The organism is Dongia soli (assembly GCF_034044715.1).
Lineage (GTDB): Bacteria > Pseudomonadota > Alphaproteobacteria > Dongiales > Dongiaceae > Dongia_B > Dongia_B soli.
This window is the reverse complement of the sequence record NZ_JAXCLW010000001.1, coordinates 833,297-852,557: the sequence shown is the minus strand read 5'-3', so window position 1 is coordinate 852,557 and position 19,261 is coordinate 833,297. Positions and strand designations below refer to the sequence as shown.

The window sequence follows — 19,261 nt, the reverse complement described above, 5'->3', positions numbered from 1 at the left end:
TCGTCGGATCATTATCGTTGAAGGAGTAGGGCGGGATGGCCGCGAAAAAGCATATCGGTTTGGGTCGGGGTTTGTCGGCGCTCCTGGGTGGCGACGAGGTGCCGGTGAAGACCGGTAATGCGCCTGCCGCTGCTGAAGCATCGTCATCCGCCGGCGCAGCGACGGCGGGAACGCCGTCGGGTGCCGGCAATGTGCAGCGCCATGCGCCGATCGAATTTTTGCATCCGGGCAAGTTCCAGCCCCGCCATGTCTTCGATGAGGAATTGCTGGAAAACCTCGCGCAGTCGATCCGGGAAAACGGCGTCCTGCAGCCCATCCTCGTGCGCGACCATCCGCAGCATAAGGGCCAGTTCGAGATCGTCGCCGGCGAACGGCGCTGGCGTGCCGCCCAGCTGGCACAACTTCATCAGGTGCCGATCGTCTTCCGCGCGCTCGGCGATCGTGAAGTGCTGGAAATCGCCATCATCGAAAACGTCCAGCGCCAGGACCTCTCGCCGCTGGAAGAAGCCCAGGGCTATGACCGCCTGATGGCGGAATTCAAATACACCCAGGAGCAGCTTGCCGAACGCATCGGCAAGAGCCGGCCGCATATCGCCAATATGCTTCGCCTGCTGGATCTGCCGGAACCGGTGCGCAAGTTGCTGGCGGATGGCAAGCTGACCGTCGGCCATGCCCGCGCCTTGATCAAGGCCGATGATCCGGTCGCGCTGGCGCAGCAGGTCGTGGACGAGGGGCTGAACGTCCGCCAGACCGAGGCGCTCGCCCAGGCGCATAAGCCGGGCACGGTCGACAAGCCGAATGGGAAAGGCGCGCCGCGCGGCCTGCAATCCGCCAAGCCGGCGGCCGAGAAGGATGCCGATACCAAGGCCTTGGAGCGGGACCTATCCCATCGTCTCGGCCTCAAGGTGGAGATCGATTTCGATGGCGCCGCCGGCGGGCAGGTCGTGGTGCATTACCGCAGCCTGGAACAGCTCGACGACATCATTGGCAAATTGAACAGCTAAAAATGCAGGTATTGTCGGTGAGTGTACTTTGGAACTCACTGTTAAATGCTCTCGCCTGAATTCGTCGGAAAGCCAATGAAACAGCCTTAATCGGGCTTTAAGTTTTCAAAACTACAGTGCCGCCTTGGGTAATTCTCCCGGATGATTTTGCAAAGAACGGGCATGTCCTGGCTCACCAATCTCAAGATCGGCACGAAGGTTCTCCTGGTCACCTGCATCCTGATCGCCACGGCCGGCGTGATTGGGCTGGTCTCCCTGGAGACCTTGTTTCGCTCCCAGGCCCTGGTCGAGGAGATGGAAGCGACCGCCAATCGCTCTATCTACGGGGAGCGGGTCAATGCCCTCATCTATGCCGTGGTGATGGAATCGCGCGGCATCTACATGTCCAAGGATATCGAGGCAGCGAAAAAATTTGCGCCCAATCTGCTGGAGGATCTCGCCGAACTCGGGAAGACCATGGCGGCCTGGCGGGTGCTGGTGGCGGATGACAATATGCCGGTCTTCGAAAAGGCGCAGGCCGATGCCGATCAGTTCATCAAGTTCCGCACCGAGCTTGCGCGGCTCGGCGTCGAGGAAGATCCGGCCAAGGCGCGGCTGTTTGGCGACAATGATGCCAACCGCGCCAATCGCAAGGCCTTCGGCAGCGAGATCGAAGAGCTGGCGAAAATCAACCAGGACCAGATCAGCAGCATTCGCGCGGATCTGGAAGCGTTCTATTCGTTGCGCATCGTGCTGATGAGTTCAGTGATCGGCGCCGGCATCGTCCTCGGCCTGATGATGGCGCTCGCGGTCTCGCGGCGGTTCATTGCCGGTCCGATCCGGAATTTGACCAGTATCATGACCAAGCTTGCCAATGGCGATTTCAGCCAGCTGATCACCGACGATAAGCGCCGTGACGAGATCGGCGAGATGGCGCGTGCCGTTCTCGTCTTCAAAGAAAACGGCATTGCGAACGAAGGCCTGCAGGCTGAACGCGCCCAGAGCCAGGCCGAGGGCGAGGCGCGCCAGGTCCGCGTCGAAGCGCTTATCCGCGATTTCGACAACAAGGTCTCGGCCGTGCTCGAACAGCTCGCCGGCGCCGCAACCGAGATGCAGGCGACTGCGCAATCGATGACGGCCATCGCCGAAAAGACGGCGCAACAGGCCAATGCCGTCTCCGCCGCCACGGAGGAGGCCTCCGCCAATGTGCAGACCGTCGCTGCCGCTGGCGACGAATTGTCCACTTCGATCCACGAGATCAGCCGCCAGGTCGCGCAATCGAATCAGATCACCGGCAATGCCGTCACCACCGCTTCCCACACCGACACGCAGGTGCAAGGCTTGGTCAAAGCCGTGGAACGCATCGGCGATGTCGTCCGTCTGATTAACGACATCGCCGGCCAGACCAATCTTCTCGCCTTGAACGCGACGATCGAAGCCGCCCGTGCCGGCGAAGCAGGAAAGGGTTTCGCCGTCGTTGCGTCGGAGGTGAAGAATCTCGCCACGCAAACCGCCCGCGCCACCGAAGAGATCACCAGCCAGATCCAGGAGATCCAAACCGCGACGCGGGATTCGGTCAGCTCGATCCGGCAGATCACCGCCACCATTCATCAGATCAGCGAGATCGCCACCACTGTCGCTGCCGCTGTGGAAGAGCAGGGGGCGGCGACGCAGGAAATTGCCCGCAATGTGCAGCAGGCAGCCGACGGGACACAGCAAGTCGCCAACAATGTCGGCGGCGTCACCGAGGCGGCGGGAGAAACCGGCGCCGCCGCCGCCGATGTGCTGCATGCCGCCGGGGCTCTTTCCCGCCAAGCCCATGCATTGCGTCATGATGTGAACGACTTCTTGCAACAGATCCGAATGGCCTGAGCCGATTTGAATATTCCGCCCAGCAAAGCGATCACGGATATCCGCGCAGCGCCGATCCAGCAGATGCATCTCTATTGGCTCGGCAAAAGCGGCGAACAGCAAATGCCGTCCCGCGCGCAAATCGCACCGGAAGACATCACCAAGCTGCTGCCTTATCTCATCCTGGTGGATTTGGAGGCTGAACCGTTCCGCATCTATTACCGCCTGGTGGGTACGGCGGTTCAGCAGCGCAATAATCGCAATGCGACGGGCCATTATCTCGACGAACTGAGCTATCCGACCGCTGCTGAGATCACCGCCACCTATCGCTGGGTGCATGATCAACATCAGCCTTATTTTGGCCGGGCAAATCTCGCGAGCCGGATCGGCCATCCGATCATTTTCGAATATGGCATTTGGCCGCTATCGGATGATGGCCGGCAGGTGAACAAATGCGTGGCGATGGAAGTCTATCACGGCATCAGTTCACGCGCCGTGCTGCGCGACGTTCTCAAATCTTGAGCGGTCAGCGCGCTCTTTCCCGCAGCCGCCTTGCCGTCGCGGCGATTTCGATCAAGCCGCGCCGGGTAATCGCGGCACCCAAAGCATGCTGACGCATGGTCAGCGCTTCGGTTTCCATCAATTGCTGTAAAGCAAGGCCGAGCGCCGCCGGCGACCAGATCCGGCAATGACGTTCGACGCGCTGGCGAACAGGCCAGGGCAAAGGCGGGCGCTGGCTGGCATAGACCTGTTCGGCCTTTTCGCCGGCTCGCAGTCGTTCGAGGATCGGATGCAGGCGCAAGAAATGCCGCGCCAGAGAACGCAGCATGACGATCGGTGGTGTCTCGACGATGTTGCGATCGAACTGCCGGTCGAGCGCTTTCAGATCGCCAAGACAAACCGCATCGATCAGATCATCAAGCGCGAAAGCTGCCCGATCACCGATACAGGCGATTGCATCCGCCAGCGTGACTTCGCTCTTATCGTCGCCCTTATAGAGGATGAGTTTCTCGATTTCCGAACGCGTCACACCGCGATCGCCGCCGAGACTTTGGCTGAGATAATCGAGCGCGTCCCGGGCGATGGTGAAGCCGGCTTCCTGTAGCTGGCCACGCACCAATCCGGCGAGGCTCTCCGCCTCATCGTGATAACAGGCGATCACCGCCGCATGCGGGCTTGCCTCGAACAACTTGCGCAGGCTCGATTTGCTGGCAAGCTCGTGGCCTTCCACAACGACCAGGCTGTGCTCGGAATTGCGGTGCTGCTCGAGCAAACTCTCGACGGCGTCGCTGATGGCGTCGCTGGCGCCGCTGATCCGCACCACGCGGCGGCCGCCCAGCATGCCGATCGCCTGCGCTTCATCGATCAGGCGAACGGGATCGGATTTCACCTGATCGTTGGTCATCTCAACGACGCGAAACGGATCGTCGAGGCTTTCGGCGACAGCGCGGGTGAGAAGGCTGCCGCGCTCGCGCACCATGCCGCTATCCGGGCCGTAAATCAGCACCGCCGCGACGCGCTGGTCGGGCTGCTTCAGGAAACGATCGATCTGGCCGCGATCGAGCTTCATTGCCGATTATCGGTCTTCAACCGGCGGCCGGTTCAAATTTCAGGATGGCTGGTGAAGTAGACGGCAATGCGGGTCGTGATCATGTCCGCCAATTGCTCGACGGCGCGACGCTCGGCATCTTCCTTGGTGGCGATGTCGTTATAGGGATCATCCAGCGTGTCGAAGCTGACCGAAATCCGCGAGCTGGTATTATTGAGCAAAGGCTGCTTGTCGTCCTTGGTGGGAATCAGCGAATAGACCGCCGTGACCTTCAGAATCTTGTGTCGGACGTTTTCATCGGTATCGCCGGCGATTTCCTGCTCGGTCTGGCTGAGGGTGACGCTGAGAGAGTAAGCGGCGACATCCGGCTGGCCGGAGGGGTTCATGCGATCGCGCAGACGATTGTGCAATTCCTGGCCGATGCGATCGGCAATCGGATCGATTCTGATCTGGGCCAGCTTGGTCCCGGCGATGCCGCCCGTCGTATTGGCGCCGGCGGCCTCGCCATACATCGGCCGGAAACCGCATCCGGCGAGGGCGATGCTGCCAAAAACCAAAGCTGCCGCGACCGTCACGCAACGCCGGCGCAGGGCATTAACTGGCTGCTCGATTTTCGGCTTCATCAGGTTCTCACCCGGTGCTGTTGTTAAATGACGACATTGATGACACGATTGGGAACGACAACCACCTTCTTCGGCGTTTTGCCATCCAAGGCGCGCTGAACATTGGCATCGCCTAAAGCCCGGCCTTCCGCCTCCGCCTTATCCAGATCGCGGGGCAGCTCCAATGTGGCGCGCAGCTTGCCATTGACCTGGACGGCGACCGTGACGCTCTCATCCCTGATCAAGGCCGGATCGATATCCGGCCAAGCCGTGTCGGCAACCAATCCGGTGTGGCCCAAGCGCTCCCACAGCTCCTCGGCCAGATGTGGCATGGCAGGGGCGATAAGAAGAACCAGAACACGCAAGGCTTCTGCGCGCACGGCCAAACCGCCGTGATCGGCGAGGGCCGTGTCTTTGACATCGCCCAGGGCATTGGCCAATTCATAAATCCGCGCGACCGCGCGATTGAACCGGAACTTCTCAATATCCTCGGTGACGCCGGCGACAGTTTTGTGCACCGTCCGGCGCAAAGCCAGGGCATCGGCCGGCAGGTGAGCCGGCACATTGGCGCCGGACCGGCCTGCGATACCGACAAGCTCCGGATGCGCCGTCACCCAGCCATCGACCAGGCGCCAGATGCGCTGGGTAAAGCGCCAGGCACCCTCGACCCCGGCCTCGGTCCATTCCATGTCCCGCTCGGGCGGGCTGTCGGAAATGATGAACCAGCGCGCGGTATCGGCGCCGTAGGTTTCGATGATGTAGCTCGGATCGACGACGTTTTTCTTCGACTTCGACATCTTTTCCGAGCGGCCCACTGTGACCGGACTGCCGTCCTTGACCGAGACCAGCTGGCTGCCGTCCTTCTTCACGTCCTGCGGCAACAGCCAATTGCCGGCGGCATCCTTGTAGGTCTCGTGGCAGACCATGCCCTGGGTGAAGAGACCGGCGAAGGGTTCGTCACAATCAACATAACCGACGGCCTTCATGGCGCGGTTGAAGAAGCGTGAATAGAGCAGGTGCAGCACCGCATGCTCGATACCGCCAATATACTGGTCGACCGGGAGCCAGTAATCGACCTCGCTGCGATCCACCGGTGCGTCGCTGCGCGGGCTGCAGAAACGGCTGAAATACCAGCTGCTTTCGACGAAGGTGTCGAAGGTATCGGTTTCGCGTCGGGCGGGCTTGCCGCATACCGGACAATCGACATGCTTCCATGTCGGATGGTGTTCCAGTGGATTGCCGGGCTTATCGAAGGTGACATCCTCCGGCAGCTTGACCGGCAGATCAGACTTCGGGACCGGCACGATGCCGCAGGCATTGCAATGGATGACCGGGATCGGACAGCCCCAGTAGCGCTGGCGGCTGACCCCCCAGTCGCGCAGCCGGTAAACCGTGGTCCCCTGGCCGGCACCCAGTTCCTCCAGCCGCTTGACAGCCGCAGCCTTGGCGCCGGGCACGTCGAGACCGTTCAGAAAATCCGAATTGATAATGATCCCGTCATCGGTGAAGGCGGTATCGGTGATCTTGAAGACCGCCGCCTCCTGGTCGCGCGGGCAAACCACCGGCTTCACCGGCAGCTTGTATTTGTTGGCAAAGTCGAGGTCGCGCTGGTCATGGGCGGGGCAGCCGAAGATGGCGCCGGTGCCATATTCCATCAGCACGAAGTTGGCGACATAGACCGGGAGCTCCCAACCGTCGACGAAAGGATGCCGCGCCTTGAGGCCGGTGTCGTAGCCCTTCTTCTCGGCCGCTTCCAGCGTCGCCTCGCTGGTGCCCATGCGGTTGCATTCGGCGATGAACTCGGCCAGCGCCGGATCCTTGGCAGCCAGTTCGGCGGCCAGCGGATGGTTTGGCGAGATGCCGCAGAAGGCCGCGCCGAATAAAGTATCCGGGCGGGTGGTGAAGACTTCCAGCTTGTCGCTGCGGCCGGTCAGGCTGAAGAATAGCCGGGCACCTTGGGACTTGCCGATCCAATTCTCCTGCATGATGCGCACCTTGGCCGGCCAGCGATCCAGGCTGTCCAGGGCGGAAAGCAATTCATCGGAGTAATCGGTGATCTTGAAGAACCACTGGGAGAGCTTGCGCTTCTCGACCAGCGCGCCGGAACGCCAGCCGCGCCCGTCGATCACCTGTTCATTGGCGAGAACGGTCTGATCGACCGGGTCCCAGTTGACCCAGCTTTCCTTCCGATAGACCAGGCCGCGTTCGAGGAATTCCAGGAACATCCGCTGTTCATGGCGGTAGTATTCGGGATGGCAGGTGGCAATTTCACGCGACCAGTCGAGCGACAGGCCCATCCCCTTGAGCTGGCCCCGCATCGTCGCGATGTTTTCATAGGTCCACTTGGCCGGATGCACGCCCTGGCTGATCGCCGCGTTTTCCGCCGGCAGACCGAAAGCATCCCAGCCCATCGGATGCAGGACATTGAAGCCGCGTGCCCGTTTATAGCGCGCGACGACATCGCCCATCGTATAGTTGCGCACATGGCCCATATGGATGCGCCCCGAGGGATAGGGAAACATCTCCAGCACATAATATTTCGGCTTGGTTTTGTCGGTGCCGGCGGCAAAGCAATCTTTCGCCGTCCAGGCCGCTTGCCACTTCTTTTCGGTTTCCTGAAAATTGTAACGGGACATCGTCGCTCGATCGCGCTTCAAATCTATAACGGCCGCGGCTGCCATCGCGCCGCGACCTGTCTGTTCCAGAAAAGACGGCCGGGTCGAACCGGCCGACATCGGGCAAGATCGGATTAGCTGATCCGATCTTCGCGTGATTATTGCTTGCTGGCCTGGCGCAGCTCGCGCGCTTTGGTCAGGATAGCGTTTTCAAGATCGGTCGAGGTATTGAGCGCGACCGGCGCATCGACCCATTGGCCACCCTGGTTTTGCTGGCGGAAAACCGAAGCCCTGATGCCATCGGCGCGCAACGCCCGCCCCAGGATATACACGTTGACCTTGAAACGCTCGTCCGGCGTCTGCGGCGGCGTATACCAATCGGTGATGATGACACCGCCGAACGGGTCCGCCGAGACCAGCGGCATGAAAGACACCGTATCCAGCGAGGCGCGCCAAAGCAGGTTATTCACGCCGATGCCGCCGGTCGCTCCGTCCTCCTTGGACGGGCCGGTGGCGCCGAAAAGCCCGCCTTCGCCAAAAACGCTGCCGCGTTCGGCATCACTGTATACCGGGCCCTGATCGCCGGGCTGACGCGGCACCGGATATTTTTCCTCGCCGCCCAGATCGACATTGCAGCCCGCGATGGCCAGGCCAAAGAGGGCCAATATCGCCAGCGGTCGTAAGCGCTTGGCGCTAAATCCGGAGTGAAAATTCATATTGACGGCTTTCCCAAGCTTACCCATAAGACGCCGAACAGGCACGGTTTTCCCCCCGGTTCTTTGCCGCGCGACGCGCCTTGGCAAAATATGGCCAAAGAGGTACGCGAAATCACGCGCTTAGGTCAAGCGCGCGGTTGGCGTTAGGGGAGCCATGTCTCTCATCTTCCGGCTGCGCTCAAACCGGGGATATCCACGCGAATGCCTCGCTTGAGCCGATCATGTGCGGGTCGCAGCTCAGAGGAAGATCGAGTGGCTTGACGGACCAAGATATCGGATTGGATTGGACGGAAAATGGGTAAAATCATCTGGCTCGCCAGCTATCCGAAATCCGGCAATACCTGGATGCGGGCTTTCCTTCACAATCTTTTGCGCGATCCCCCGGAAGGCTACGACATCAATAAGATCACGGATTTCTCGTTCAGTGATTCCACCGTGCATATCTATAAGCCGTTTCTGACCAAGCCCTGGACGGAATGGACGATCGGAGACATCGCCAATACGCGCTGGCAGGCGCAGCGTTACATCTGCAGCCTCCGGTTGGACGATACCTTCGTCAAGACCCACAATGCGCTCATTGAATATATGGGAAAGCCGATGATCTATCCGGAATTTACCGCCGGATCGATCTATATCATCCGCAACCCTTTGGATGTCGTGATTTCGCTGGCGCATCACTACTCCGTCGATCTTGACGAGGCGGTGGAGATCATCAACCGGACGGATAACGGCACCCGCAATACGGACCAAATGGTTTACGAGGTCCATCGAAGCTGGGACCTGCATGTCGCAAGCTGGACCACGCATGTGGTCCCCGGGATGCTGACGGTGCGGTATGAAGATATGCTGGAAAAGCCGCGCCAGACCTTTGGCAAAGTCACCAAATTTCTCGGCCTGAAGCCCACCCCCGATCGACTGATGCGCGCCATCAAAAACTCCTCTTTCGAAAAGCTCCGGGCGCAGGAGGATAAATCAGGTTTCCAGGAACGGCCGGCGAAAGCGGAAAAGTTTTTCCGTGCCGGTAAGTCCGGACAATGGAGAAACCTCCTCAGCCAGGACCAGGTTGATCGGGTTGTCGCAGCCAACAAAGAACAAATGAAGCGCTTTGGCTACCTGCCGCTGAAATAGCTGGGACAGATCTTTTCCTAAATTGCCGCTTCCCAAGCAGAGCGGGCCGCCCCTTTTTAAGGGGCGGCCCGCTCTGCTTGGTTGCGCCTCGCATAGATCGGCGCTACCGCAAGCTTCGTAATATGACCCAAACTGTGCCTCCATCGCGGCGATTTGCAAACTAGCGGTATTGCGACATAAATATGTAACAATCACCGCTTCGTAAGCTTGGAATACCGTTTATTTCCAATATATTACAAAAAGTTGCAAAAAAGCCACAGCCCCGGCGTCTTGTCGTATTTAGGCGATCAACTGCTTTGACACTGGCTTCAATTTTTAACAAGTTCCGGCCCACCGAAGCGGGCGCTGCTAGGCGATAACAGGGGATAGCTGCCGGAATCCGTGGTTCGGTTGCGACCGACAACTGGGGAATCTCACGATGAAGAAAGTCCTTTTGGGCAGCACCACGCTGCTCACGGCGGGTTTGCTTGCAAGCCCCGCCTTTGCTGCCGACGGCATTAAACTGAGCCTCGGCGGCTTCATGCGCACGGCTGTCCTGGCAAATTTCGATGACGCCGGCAACGGCGAGCTGGGTGATGGCCGATACAACACCGGCGTGTTTTCCGATGGTGAAATCTATTTCACGGGCAAGACGAAGCTGGATAACGGCATCACCGTCGGCGCCCGTGTCGAACTGGAAGCGGAGCAGGCGAACGACCAGATTGACGCCGCTTATGCCTTCTTCCAGGGCGGTTTCGGTGAATTCCGCATCGGCACGCTGTCGGGTGCGCTCGGCGGCTTCTGCGTCACGCCGGTTGGCGGCACCACCAATTTCGGCGCCTTCACGCAGAACCAGGTCATCAACAACGCCAATCAGGGTGTGCCGAACAATCGTGCCGCTATCTGCCGCAGCGTTGACGGCATGATCGGCTCGGATAAGAGCGAAAAGCTCGTCTATATGACGCCGAATTTCGGTGGCTTCCAATTGGCCGTTTCCTGGGCGCCGAATGGTGGCCATGAATCGTCCGAGGTCACCGACTTCCACAGCGGCATGCCGGTCGCCATGGATGGCGAGCAGCGGAATATTGTCGATGCCTATGCCATGTTTACCCGCGACTTCGACGGCTGGGGCGTTCAGTGGGGCGGCGGCGGCTCCTGGGCTACCTCGATGGGTGGCGATCCAGCCCACAATCAAAAGAAGGGCGCGTTCTATCAGAGCGGCCTCAATCTGACCTTCGGCAACTTCTCGATCGGCGGTGGTTTCGAATACATGCAGAACGTCATCCAGAAGGCCGATTATCATGACGACTTCTGGGTCGCCGGCGGCGGCGTGGCCTATAAGATCGACGCTTACACAGTCGGTCTGCAGTACAGCCATAATGAAGGCAATTACACCGACGACAATGTCGAACGTAAGACCAACACGATGGCCCTGACCGGCAAATACGCCATGGGCCCGGGCATCAGCCTGGACGGCACCCTGCAATATACCTGGGCCGACGGCGATAAAGGCGACGCGGCCCATGGTGGCTACGACTCCTTTGGCCTCGGCCTCGGTACGGCCTTCAATTTCTAAGGACCGGGTTGACCGGGCGAAAACTCGCCCGGTCGCTTCCCTAACGGCCCGCGAATCGAGTCGCGGCGGAGCCGTTCCCAGGCCTCAGACATCCCCTTCCGACAACGATGCGAACGTCTGGGGAATCCGGCAAAATCATCCTTATCCAGCCCAGGTATCACTTGAGCATTTCTAGCCAAGTTGATGATTCAGCGCAGACTCTTTCCCTGTGGCGAAACTGCCACAGTCGGGGAAAAATGCCACAGCATTTGCTTTAATTGGTTTGACACTCTTCGGGCTTTCCGCAAAGTTATCGCAGTTCGCTGGCCTAAAGGCCGTTTGGTCGATTTCACCGTCACCGGTGCTAGTTGCTCGGTGAAACCCGCTGAACAGACCGGCTTGCGAACGAGGGGCATCCGGCGCGCCAAAGCGCCGGTGGCAATCGCAAACTTAGGGAATCTCGAGATGAAGAAAGTTCTCCTGGGAACATCGGCCCTGCTGGGTGCCGGCCTCGTGGCCAGCCCGGCTTTCGCCGCCGATGGTATCAAGTTGTCGTTGGGCGGTTTCTTCCGTACCGCCGTCCTGGCCAATTTCGACGACGAAGGCAACGGCGATCTGGGTGACAACCGCTACAACACCGGTGTGTTCTCCGACGGCGAAATCTATTTCCTCGGCAAGACCACGCTGGACAACGGCATCACCGTCGGCGCCCGCGTTGAGTTGGAAGCTGAGCAGAAGGGCGACCAGATCGACGCCGCCTACGCTTATTTCTCCGGCGGGTTCGGTGAACTCCGCATCGGCTCGCAGAACGGCGCTCTGATGGCGCTGTGCGTTACCCCGGTCGGCGGCACCACCAATTTCGGCGCCTTCTCGCAGGACCAGATCATCAACAACGCCTTCGCAGACGCTGGTTATTCGGCCGGTATCTGCAACAGCGTCGACGGCTTCGGCCTTGGCATCCCCGCGGACGCCACCCGCTCGCAGAAGATCGTTTACATCACCCCGAATTTCGGTGGCTTCCAGCTCGGCGTTTCCTGGTCGCCGAATGGTGGTCATGAATTCACGCAGGTCAGCGACTTCCACAGCGGCATGCCGCAATCGGTCGATGGCGAACAGCGCAACGTCGTTGACGGCTATGCCAACTTCACCCGTGACTTCGAGGGTTGGGGCATCAATGCCGGCTTGGGCGGCAGCTGGACCTTGTCGACTGGTGGCAAGGGCAGCGACGTCAAGAAGAACGACTACTATCAGGCTGGTTTGAACCTGACCTTCGGTAGCTTCTCGATCGGTGCCGCCGGTGAATACTACAACGACTTTGCCCACTTCGATGACGGCTCAACTGGCGACGGTTGGGTTGTCGGCGGTGGCATGGCCTACAACATCGACGCGTGGACCGTCGGCCTGCAGTACAGCTATGCTGACTGGGAGTTCATCAATTCCAGCGACGATCGCCGGGTCAACACCGTTGCTCTGAGCGGCAATTACGACATGGGCCCTGGCATCTCGCTCGATGCCACGCTGCAGTATGTCTGGGCGAATGCGGATGGCGGCCACACCAACGGCGACAATTACAACTCGGTTGGTATCGGCCTCGGTACGGCGTTCAACTTCTAAGCTGTGTCGTCAGACACCAGTCTTTGAAGAGATTGATTGGAAAGGGAGCGGCTTGCCGCTCCCTTTCTCTTTGCGGCAACGCTGTCTATCCATCTGTGAGACAGGCCTCTTTTTCATCACCTCCGACCGTGATATGCGATTGAGCCAATGTAGCCGGCCGATCGCTTGTCGCTGCGCCTTCCCGGTGGCATGACCTGCACGACGGCCCGCTCACCCTTCTCAGATAGGGCTATCGTGAGCATTGCCGAAAATCTTGCGGAAATCCGCGCCCAGATTCATCAGACGGCTATCGAATGGCACCGCGATCCGGCGGATATCAAGTTGATCGCCGTCTCGAAGACCAATCCGGCCGAGGCGGTTGCCGAAGCGATCGCCGCCGGCCAAGTTACCTTCGGTGAAAACCGCGTGCAGGAGGCAGCCGGCAAATTTCCACCGCTGCGCGCATCGCTGCCGGCGGAGCGAAGCCTGCATCTTCACCTCATCGGTCCATTGCAGACCAATAAGGTGAAGGAGGCCGTCGCGCTTTTTGACGTCATTCAAAGCGTGGACCGTGAAAAACTCGCTGTGGCTTTGGCTGATGAGATGGCCCGCCGGGGCAAGCGCCTGGATCTTCTCATTCAGGTCAATACCGGGGAAGAGCCGCAAAAGGCCGGTATCGGGCCGCGCGATGCCGATGCTTTTATCCGCCATTGCCGCGACGAGCTGAACCTGCCAATTCGGGGCCTGATGTGCATTCCGCCGGCCGACCAGCATCCGGCACCGCATTTTGCCCTGCTGCGCGAAATTGCCCGTCGTCATCAATTGCCGGAGCTCAGCATGGGCATGAGCGGCGATTACACGCTCGCCATCCAATTCGGCGCGACCTATATCCGTGTCGGCACGGCGATTTTCGGCGCCAGGCCACCATTGCAAGAACCAGCCTCCGGCAAAGTGGGCTGACGAGCGGTCAGATCAGATCGATACGGACCTGGTCGCCAGGGGCGAGCTTCGCCAGGATCGCTTCGAGATCGGCGCGGGCAAAAGCAATGCAGCCTTCGGTCGGCCGATAATCCGGCTGCGCGAGATGAATGAAGACGGCGCTGCCGTGCTCGGGCACGACGGGATCGTCATTGTGGCCAATCACCACGACCAGATCGTAGAGGTGATCGTCGCGCCACATGACTTCATGTCGGCCGGCATAAGGTAACGTGACCGGCCGATTATAAGCGGGATCGGTTGGGTCGTCGCACCAACCGTCCTGCTTTTGCAATTCCTGCTGCGGCAAGGCAGTTCCCAGCGGCAGCTCACCCGTCAAGGGAGCGTCCAGGTCAGCGGGCAACCGATCGGCACGGAACAGCACTCGCCGTAACGCGAACTGGCCAAGCGGCGTTCCGCCATCACCTTCGCGTTTGTCAGTGACGATACCGCCGCGGCCCAATGCACAGCGGTAACGCTGTCCGTCCAGCTCCGCCCAACCGCGCGTTTCACCGGCTCTTGCCGTTACAATCAGCTCCATGCGCGCAGCTTAGCGCCTCGCCAAGTGATGGAAAAGCCGCTTACTGCGGCGTCGGAAGGCGGGCTGCACGTTATGTGGCTCATGCATCAGCTTCATTATCGCGACCCCGACCGTTGCTCCAATTCGTCCGAAGAGCAGCGGTCTGTTCCGTTGCTCCGCGGCCGGCAATTGATACCGCTGAAGCGGTTCCGCCATCGACAGGCTTGGTTTTACCGCGTGCGGCCAAATCGGTGGCTGGGCTTTTGTCGTCGCCGATGATCATTGCGAGAACATTACCGCCGATATCCCGGCCGGTGGTGGACTTGACGGCGATATTGGCAATCGCGCCGAGCGTGCTTAATGGTCCGAAAGGCATGGCGCCCAGTAATTCCGCCGCCCCGTGAATCTGGTCACCGGTCAGTTCGCGATAGATTGCGTTGATGCCGGGGATATGCTGCAGCGGATTGATGAGATCGACAAAATCGTCCCAACCGAATTTGCCGTCCTCGCCGAAGAACAATTTGTCGGCTTCAGGATCGTCCACCAGCTTCCATTTGATGCCCTTGGCGGCATATTCCTGTCGGGTTTCGCGGTCGGGGATGCGGTTCAATTTGAGTACGCCGTCATCATCCTTATCCGCATCGGCTGGTTCTGCCGGCCCGTCGGGCGGGATCGCGTCATCGCTCATCGTCAGGGCGTCCGGCGGGATACCGTCCGCCGATGCGTTTTCCGCCGGCAGGACGGCAGGCGGTATAGCGATGGGCGGACCTGCAGCGGAGCCCGGCTGGAAATCAGCGTTTACCTGATCGCCTGCCGGTCCTTCGATCGGCGCGCCCGTCAAGGCGGCAAATTGTGCCGCGGTCAGGGTCTGAATCCCATCTGGAGCACCGCCCATGGCGCCGGTTGCGCCCCCCGCCATGCCTGCACTCACGGCGGGCGCTGTGCCGGCTGCAGAAGCGGTGCCGGCTTGCTCTTGGGCGGCAAGAATGCCGGCTGGGGCCAGTGGCGAGTGCCCGGTGATCGCCGGCAAGGGCGATGTGAGCTGTCTTCCACCTATCACCGGCGAACCATTTGCCGAGCGGATATTCGGCGACGGATTCACCCCCAGGGACGCACTCGCAAGCATCGCCTTGAATTGGCTCTGGTCAATCGAGCCCGGCCGCAGATTCGTACCAGCTATTGTGGATGGCCGAACTAAATTCGTCGATCTATTGAGGGCAGCCTCGCTAGCGGCGCCGAGCCCAGGACCTTGCGAAACAGCCCCGCGAGCCAGGGCCGAAGCCGGCGCCGCATTGGCCTTTGCCGGCGCTGTCGGTGCCGTTGCAGCGGGTTGGGCCGCGCCTGCTTTGGCGCGGAAGGATTTCCAATCATAGACCCGCTTCGACTGCGTGCCTCCGACACTCATGCCCTGATTGGGCAGGAGCGCTCCTGAGGCGACGTTATAGTTGAAAGCGGAACCGCTCACGCTGGCTTCTCCATTGGATCTGCCGTTTACCACGCAAGCGCCATGCCAGAGCGAATCGCCGGGGCGAGCCCGACTTAGAACATATGTCCGAAGCGGGTCGCCTTCGTTGAAAGATAGCGGGCATTGTGATCGTTCGAGGGGAAGGCATGGGCGACGCGCTCCGTCACGCGGATACCGCAATGTTCCAGGCCCTTGACCTTGTCCGGATTGTTGGTGAGCAGCCGTACCGCGACGATGCCCAATTGCCGCAGCATTTCCGCCGCCGGCTGATAGACGCGTTCATCAGCGCCGAAACCGAGCTGCAGATTGGCGTCAAGCGTGTCGGCGCCGGCATCCTGAAGCCGATAGGCGCGAAGCTTGTTGATCAGGCCGATACCGCGCCCCTCTTGCGCCAGATACAGCAGGATACCGCTGCCGCTCTTGGCGATCTGCTCGATGGCGCCACGCAGCTGGTCGCCGCAATCGCAGCGCAGGGAGCCCAGCAAATCACCGGTGAAACATTCGGAATGCAGCCGGATCAGGACCGGCTGGTCCGGATCCGGCCGGCCGATCACGATCGCCAGATGTTCCTTGCCGCCATCCGAGGGGCGGAAGGCGATGATCTCGGTCTGCTCGGCGCCTTCAAGCGGCACACGAGCCGAGCCGACCCGGCGCAATTGGCTGGCCAGCATGCGCCGGTGGGTAGCCAGATCGGCGTGGTCCATCGTGAAGGGAGAGGCGACCCAATAGGCAACCGCGGCGGCCGGCACGCGAGCCACCACCATGGCCGGGAGCAATCGGGCGGTCTTCGCCAGATCAATCGCACCGTGCCGCAGATTGGACGATAGGCTGCGATCAGGGTCTTCATCCAAGGCGAGATCGAGGACCGCCGTATCGAGGGCACCGGCCGGCTGCGATGTGCTTGTCGGGTCGGCAACATGATGGATCAGGGCGCCTTTGACCGCTTCGGCAGCGAGATCGGCCGTGAGATGGCAGATGCAGACGGCCTCGCCACCGGCGGTGTCCGCCGGGTTCGTTTTCAAGCCCAACCGACCGGCGCGCTCGGCGGTGAGCAGCAGGCGGACGCCATCGGTGCCGGCGGCTGAATTGAGCCAGGCGAAAACTGATTCCTCTAGATTTTCCGCCGCTACGGCCAGGATCGCGTCGTCGCCATCCATCAACGCAATCGCCCCGCCACGCCGTAATTCGGCTAGGCAGCGTTCAACCGTGGCCTGTGACGTGGCGGTTCTGGCGGTGAGATCGGCATTCGTCATCGGCAATCGTAAACCCAATTATCCGCTTTCGGCGGAACTTCCGGGGCATCCCAAGCGCTGTATACCCAGGCGGTGTATGTCCAGTCGCGGTTGCCATTCCCTGAAAGGTTCAGGGAGCGGCATTTGGCAGGGCCGACAGGCGCAGGTCAAGCCCGGACAAGCCGCCTTGGACCGGTCGGCGGCGGTCTTGCCAGTGGGCAATCTTGCCAGTCGCCGGCTCGGATGTTATCTGACGAAGAAAGCTGGAGAACAACATGTCCTTGCCATCCTCTGGGCCAAATTCCACCGGGTCTGTCCCTGCGGCACCAAAGCCGACCGGGGCTGGCCTCAAGCGCGTGCTGCTGGTCGATGATGACGAGGTTTTACGCCGCACCCTGGCGGAACAGCTGACCCTGGAAGGGGATTTCGCCACCGTGGAGGCGGGCGATGGCGCCGCCGGCCTGGAACTGGCGAGGAACGAAAAGCTCGATGCGATCCTGCTCGATGTCGGCTTGCCCGATATCGATGGCCGCCGACTTTGCGCCGATATGCGCCAAGCCGGCGTCACCGTGCCGATCATCATGCTGACGGCGGTCGATGGCGAGGCAGACACAATCCAAGGGCTGGAATCCGGCGCCAATGATTATGTCACCAAGCCGTTCCGGCTCGGTGTCCTGCTGGCCCGGCTGCGCGCTCATCTGCGCCAGCATGAGCATAGCGAGGACGCGGTGCTCAATATCGGGCCCTATATCTTCCGCCCCAATGTCAAAATGCTGATAGACGAGGCCGCGAATAAGAAAATTCGCCTAACCGAGAAGGAAACGGCGATTTTGAAATATCTGTATCGCGCCGGCGAGGCGGTCGGCCGGGAGACCTTGCTCGGCGAGGTCTGGGGATATAATGCGGGTGTTACCACCCACACTTTGGAAACCCATGTCTATCGCCTGCGTCAAAAGATCGAGCGCGATCCCTCCAAGGCGGAAATTTTGATCACCGATCAAGGCGGTTATCGCCTCGTGGTCTAACGTCAGGCCGCCTAATGCTGCTGGGGCCGGCGCAGATGCCGGCCCAGCAAGAGGACGATGGCGCCCGCCAGCAGCGTCGCCACGGCGATGAAATCGGCGGCCAGGTCCCAATCACCGAAATAAGCCAGCATTTGCGGTAGCACCAGGGGCCCGACAAAAACCCCGATATTGCGCCCGGCCATCAGCGTCCCGAAAGCTTCCGGGCCAGCACGTGTGGCCGCGCCCTCACTTGCCGCGATCAGATGCGGCAAGTGAAAAAGGCAGGTCGGCGTCACGCCGGCGCAAATGCCGTAGACGATCAAAGCGATCAAACCCGGCAAGCCGTCCAGCACCGAGATCGAGGCCCAGACGCCGGCCTGCAGCAGCAGGCAGATCAGGAGAGCCGGCGCAACCCGGAGGCCACGGCCCAGCGCCCAGCCGGTGATGACATTGAAGGCGAGCAGGACGACCACCGGGATCAGGTAGATGACGACGGCTCGATGCGGGTCCAAATGGTGCCGTTCAATCAGGAACTGGGTCAGCCAGGTCATGAAGGCGAAATATTGGCCGGACCAGAGAAGAAAGATCGCAGCCGCGGACAGATTGGCCGCCTTTGCCCCCGGCTGCGGCTTTGTTGCGCCATCGGCCGACCGGTTTACGGGGCGATGGTTGCGGTACCGCCAGCTCGGGACCGTCAAAGCCAGCGTGAGGGCAAGCGCCAGGAGCCAGATCGTCCGCCAGTCCGGCCAAGCGAGAGCGAGCAGACCTGCGGCAATCTGACCGATCGGGATCCAGCCCGCCAGCAGGCCGGTTACCAATGGCAAGTCGCGGATTTTGGCGGCCTCGGTGGCGATCACCGGGCCGGCAATGGCAAAAATCGCATAGGTCAGCCCTTCCAGCCCCCGGGCCAAAAGCATCGCACCGGCGAAATGCGCGAAACCGAGCGCGAGCAGCAAGCCGAGAGCCGCTGCCGCCAGCCCGATCATCAAGCCGGGACGGTAGCCGTGCCGGCGCAACCATCGGCCCATCGGCATCGAGGCGACCAAGCCGACCAGCGCATAAATTGACATGAAGCTGCCGGCCATGGTCGGGCTATAGTTGAATTCGGCCAGTAGGCGCGGCAGGAGGGGCGGCAATTTGAATTGCTGGAATGCAACAAAGCAACTGAGCGAGAGGCCAAAAACGACCTGTCCCCAATCTGTCCGTCTGCGATCCTCGCCGAGCTGATGCGCAGGAACCAGACTGGCCGTTGCGGTCGGCCTTGGCGTAGAATATCTAGAATGTAAAGGCATAAATTATCTTGGCGGAATATGGTGATAATGATTTGCAAGGCCGTTAAACAATGCCATCATCCAGCCGAACCGCCTAGCGGAAACGGTGTTCAGGGATGAGGGCCAAGGGGAGAGTTGGCCGACCGGAACGCGAGCGGCTTGGCTTACGGCTGTGGGTGACGGCCACCGATCAACCGGGGACGCTGTACGGGGGTAGAGTGCA

General features: G+C 60.7%; 16 protein-coding genes. 8 read left to right on the top strand and 8 right to left on the bottom strand.

What is annotated here, in order from left to right; translation table 11 throughout:
- The first annotated feature begins 35 nt into the window (after positions 1–35).
- From SMD27_RS03790 to SMD27_RS03780, 3 genes are all read left to right on the top strand, one after another.
- Positions 36–1,004, top strand: a complete 969-nt coding sequence (locus SMD27_RS03790; RefSeq protein ID WP_320506993.1) for a ParB/RepB/Spo0J family partition protein — start codon at positions 36–38, stop codon at positions 1,002–1,004.
- A 141-nt stretch (positions 1,005–1,145) separates the two neighbouring features.
- Entirely contained in the window at positions 1,146–2,855 is a 1,710-nt protein-coding gene (locus tag SMD27_RS03785) for a methyl-accepting chemotaxis protein (RefSeq protein ID WP_320506992.1), read from the top strand.
- Positions 2,856–2,861: 6 nt separating this feature from the next.
- Positions 2,862–3,356, top strand: coding sequence for a PAS domain-containing protein (locus tag SMD27_RS03780; RefSeq protein ID WP_320506991.1), 495 nt, complete (start codon positions 2,862–2,864; stop codon positions 3,354–3,356).
- 4 nt (positions 3,357–3,360) lie between these two features.
- Here the strand turns inward: SMD27_RS03780 and holA are convergent, their stop codons facing one another.
- The 4 genes from holA to SMD27_RS03760 all read right to left on the bottom strand — a co-directional run bounded on the left by holA (position 3,361) and on the right by SMD27_RS03760 (position 8,316).
- Positions 3,361–4,404: a DNA polymerase III subunit delta gene (holA, locus tag SMD27_RS03775; RefSeq protein ID WP_320506990.1), complete on the bottom strand. Its 1,044-nt coding sequence runs from the start codon at positions 4,402–4,404 to the stop codon at positions 3,361–3,363.
- 32 nt (positions 4,405–4,436) lie between these two features.
- Positions 4,437–5,006, bottom strand: coding sequence for an LPS assembly lipoprotein LptE (gene lptE, locus SMD27_RS03770; RefSeq protein ID WP_320506989.1), 570 nt, complete (start codon positions 5,004–5,006; stop codon positions 4,437–4,439).
- A gap of 23 nt (positions 5,007–5,029) precedes the next feature.
- On the bottom strand, positions 5,030–7,666 hold the full coding sequence (leuS, locus tag SMD27_RS03765) for a leucine--tRNA ligase (RefSeq protein WP_379991207.1): 2,637 nt from the start codon (positions 7,664–7,666) through the stop codon (positions 5,030–5,032).
- 92 nt (positions 7,667–7,758) lie between these two features.
- Positions 7,759–8,316: a DUF3576 domain-containing protein gene (locus SMD27_RS03760; RefSeq protein WP_320506987.1), complete on the bottom strand. Its 558-nt coding sequence runs from the start codon at positions 8,314–8,316 to the stop codon at positions 7,759–7,761.
- A gap of 294 nt (positions 8,317–8,610) precedes the next feature.
- Between SMD27_RS03760 and SMD27_RS03755 the strand changes: the two genes are divergently transcribed.
- The 4 genes from SMD27_RS03755 (at position 8,611) to SMD27_RS03740 (ending at position 13,531) form a co-directional block, all read left to right on the top strand.
- Positions 8,611–9,444 (top strand): sulfotransferase domain-containing protein, encoded by an 834-nt coding sequence (locus SMD27_RS03755; RefSeq protein WP_320506986.1) that lies wholly within the window; start codon positions 8,611–8,613, stop codon positions 9,442–9,444.
- Between the two features lie 418 nt (positions 9,445–9,862).
- Positions 9,863–10,999 (top strand): porin, encoded by a 1,137-nt coding sequence (locus tag SMD27_RS03750; protein WP_320506985.1) that lies wholly within the window; start codon positions 9,863–9,865, stop codon positions 10,997–10,999.
- Between the two features lie 318 nt (positions 11,000–11,317).
- Positions 11,318–12,592, top strand: coding sequence for a porin (locus tag SMD27_RS03745; RefSeq protein ID WP_320506984.1), 1,275 nt, complete (start codon positions 11,318–11,320; stop codon positions 12,590–12,592).
- A 234-nt stretch (positions 12,593–12,826) separates the two neighbouring features.
- On the top strand, positions 12,827–13,531 hold the full coding sequence (locus SMD27_RS03740) for a YggS family pyridoxal phosphate-dependent enzyme (RefSeq protein ID WP_452094344.1): 705 nt from the start codon (positions 12,827–12,829) through the stop codon (positions 13,529–13,531).
- A 7-nt stretch (positions 13,532–13,538) separates the two neighbouring features.
- Here SMD27_RS03740 and SMD27_RS03735 read toward each other — a convergent pair whose 3' ends face one another.
- The 3 genes from SMD27_RS03735 to ribA all read right to left on the bottom strand — a co-directional run bounded on the left by SMD27_RS03735 (position 13,539) and on the right by ribA (position 16,784).
- On the bottom strand, positions 13,539–14,087 hold the full coding sequence (locus tag SMD27_RS03735; RefSeq protein WP_320506983.1) for a L,D-transpeptidase family protein: 549 nt from the start codon (positions 14,085–14,087) through the stop codon (positions 13,539–13,541).
- A 79-nt stretch (positions 14,088–14,166) separates the two neighbouring features.
- Positions 14,167–15,531, bottom strand: coding sequence for a hypothetical protein (locus SMD27_RS03730; RefSeq protein ID WP_320506982.1), 1,365 nt, complete (start codon positions 15,529–15,531; stop codon positions 14,167–14,169).
- 74 nt (positions 15,532–15,605) lie between these two features.
- Positions 15,606–16,784: a GTP cyclohydrolase II gene (gene ribA / locus SMD27_RS03725; RefSeq protein WP_320506981.1), complete on the bottom strand. Its 1,179-nt coding sequence runs from the start codon at positions 16,782–16,784 to the stop codon at positions 15,606–15,608.
- Positions 16,785–17,038: 254 nt separating this feature from the next.
- Here ribA and SMD27_RS03720 point away from each other — a divergent pair, with 254 nt between their 5' ends.
- The gene (locus SMD27_RS03720; protein ID WP_320506980.1) at positions 17,039–17,788 is read left to right on the top strand and encodes a response regulator transcription factor; all 750 of its coding nucleotides are present in this window, start codon (positions 17,039–17,041) and stop codon (positions 17,786–17,788) included.
- A gap of 11 nt (positions 17,789–17,799) precedes the next feature.
- Here the strand turns inward: SMD27_RS03720 and SMD27_RS03715 are convergent, their stop codons facing one another.
- Positions 17,800–19,059, bottom strand: coding sequence for an MFS transporter (locus tag SMD27_RS03715; protein WP_320506979.1), 1,260 nt, complete (start codon positions 19,057–19,059; stop codon positions 17,800–17,802).
- Between the last annotated feature and the right edge of the window lie 202 nt (positions 19,060–19,261).

What these genes read in the sequence shown, in the direction of transcription:
- SMD27_RS03790 (WP_320506993.1), top strand. Translation starts at nt 36, where the DNA reads ATGGCCGCGAAAAAGCATATCGGTTTGGGTCGGGGTTTGTCGGCGCTC.
- SMD27_RS03785 (WP_320506992.1), top strand. Translation starts at nt 1,146, where the DNA reads ATGATTTTGCAAAGAACGGGCATGTCCTGGCTCACCAATCTCAAGATC.
- holA (WP_320506990.1), bottom strand. Translation starts at nt 4,404, where the DNA reads ATGAAGCTCGATCGCGGCCAGATCGATCGTTTCCTGAAGCAGCCCGAC.
- lptE (WP_320506989.1), bottom strand. Translation starts at nt 5,006, where the DNA reads ATGAAGCCGAAAATCGAGCAGCCAGTTAATGCCCTGCGCCGGCGTTGC.
- leuS (WP_379991207.1), bottom strand. Translation starts at nt 7,666, where the DNA reads ATGGCAGCCGCGGCCGTTATAGATTTGAAGCGCGATCGAGCGACGATG.
- SMD27_RS03760 (WP_320506987.1), bottom strand. Translation starts at nt 8,316, where the DNA reads ATGAATTTTCACTCCGGATTTAGCGCCAAGCGCTTACGACCGCTGGCG.
- SMD27_RS03755 (WP_320506986.1), top strand. Translation starts at nt 8,611, where the DNA reads ATGGGTAAAATCATCTGGCTCGCCAGCTATCCGAAATCCGGCAATACC.
- SMD27_RS03750 (WP_320506985.1), top strand. Translation starts at nt 9,863, where the DNA reads ATGAAGAAAGTCCTTTTGGGCAGCACCACGCTGCTCACGGCGGGTTTG.
- SMD27_RS03735 (WP_320506983.1), bottom strand. Translation starts at nt 14,087, where the DNA reads ATGGAGCTGATTGTAACGGCAAGAGCCGGTGAAACGCGCGGTTGGGCG.
- ribA (WP_320506981.1), bottom strand. Translation starts at nt 16,784, where the DNA reads ATGACGAATGCCGATCTCACCGCCAGAACCGCCACGTCACAGGCCACG.
- SMD27_RS03720 (WP_320506980.1), top strand. Translation starts at nt 17,039, where the DNA reads ATGTCCTTGCCATCCTCTGGGCCAAATTCCACCGGGTCTGTCCCTGCG.
- SMD27_RS03715 (WP_320506979.1), bottom strand. Translation starts at nt 19,059, where the DNA reads ATGCCTTTACATTCTAGATATTCTACGCCAAGGCCGACCGCAACGGCC.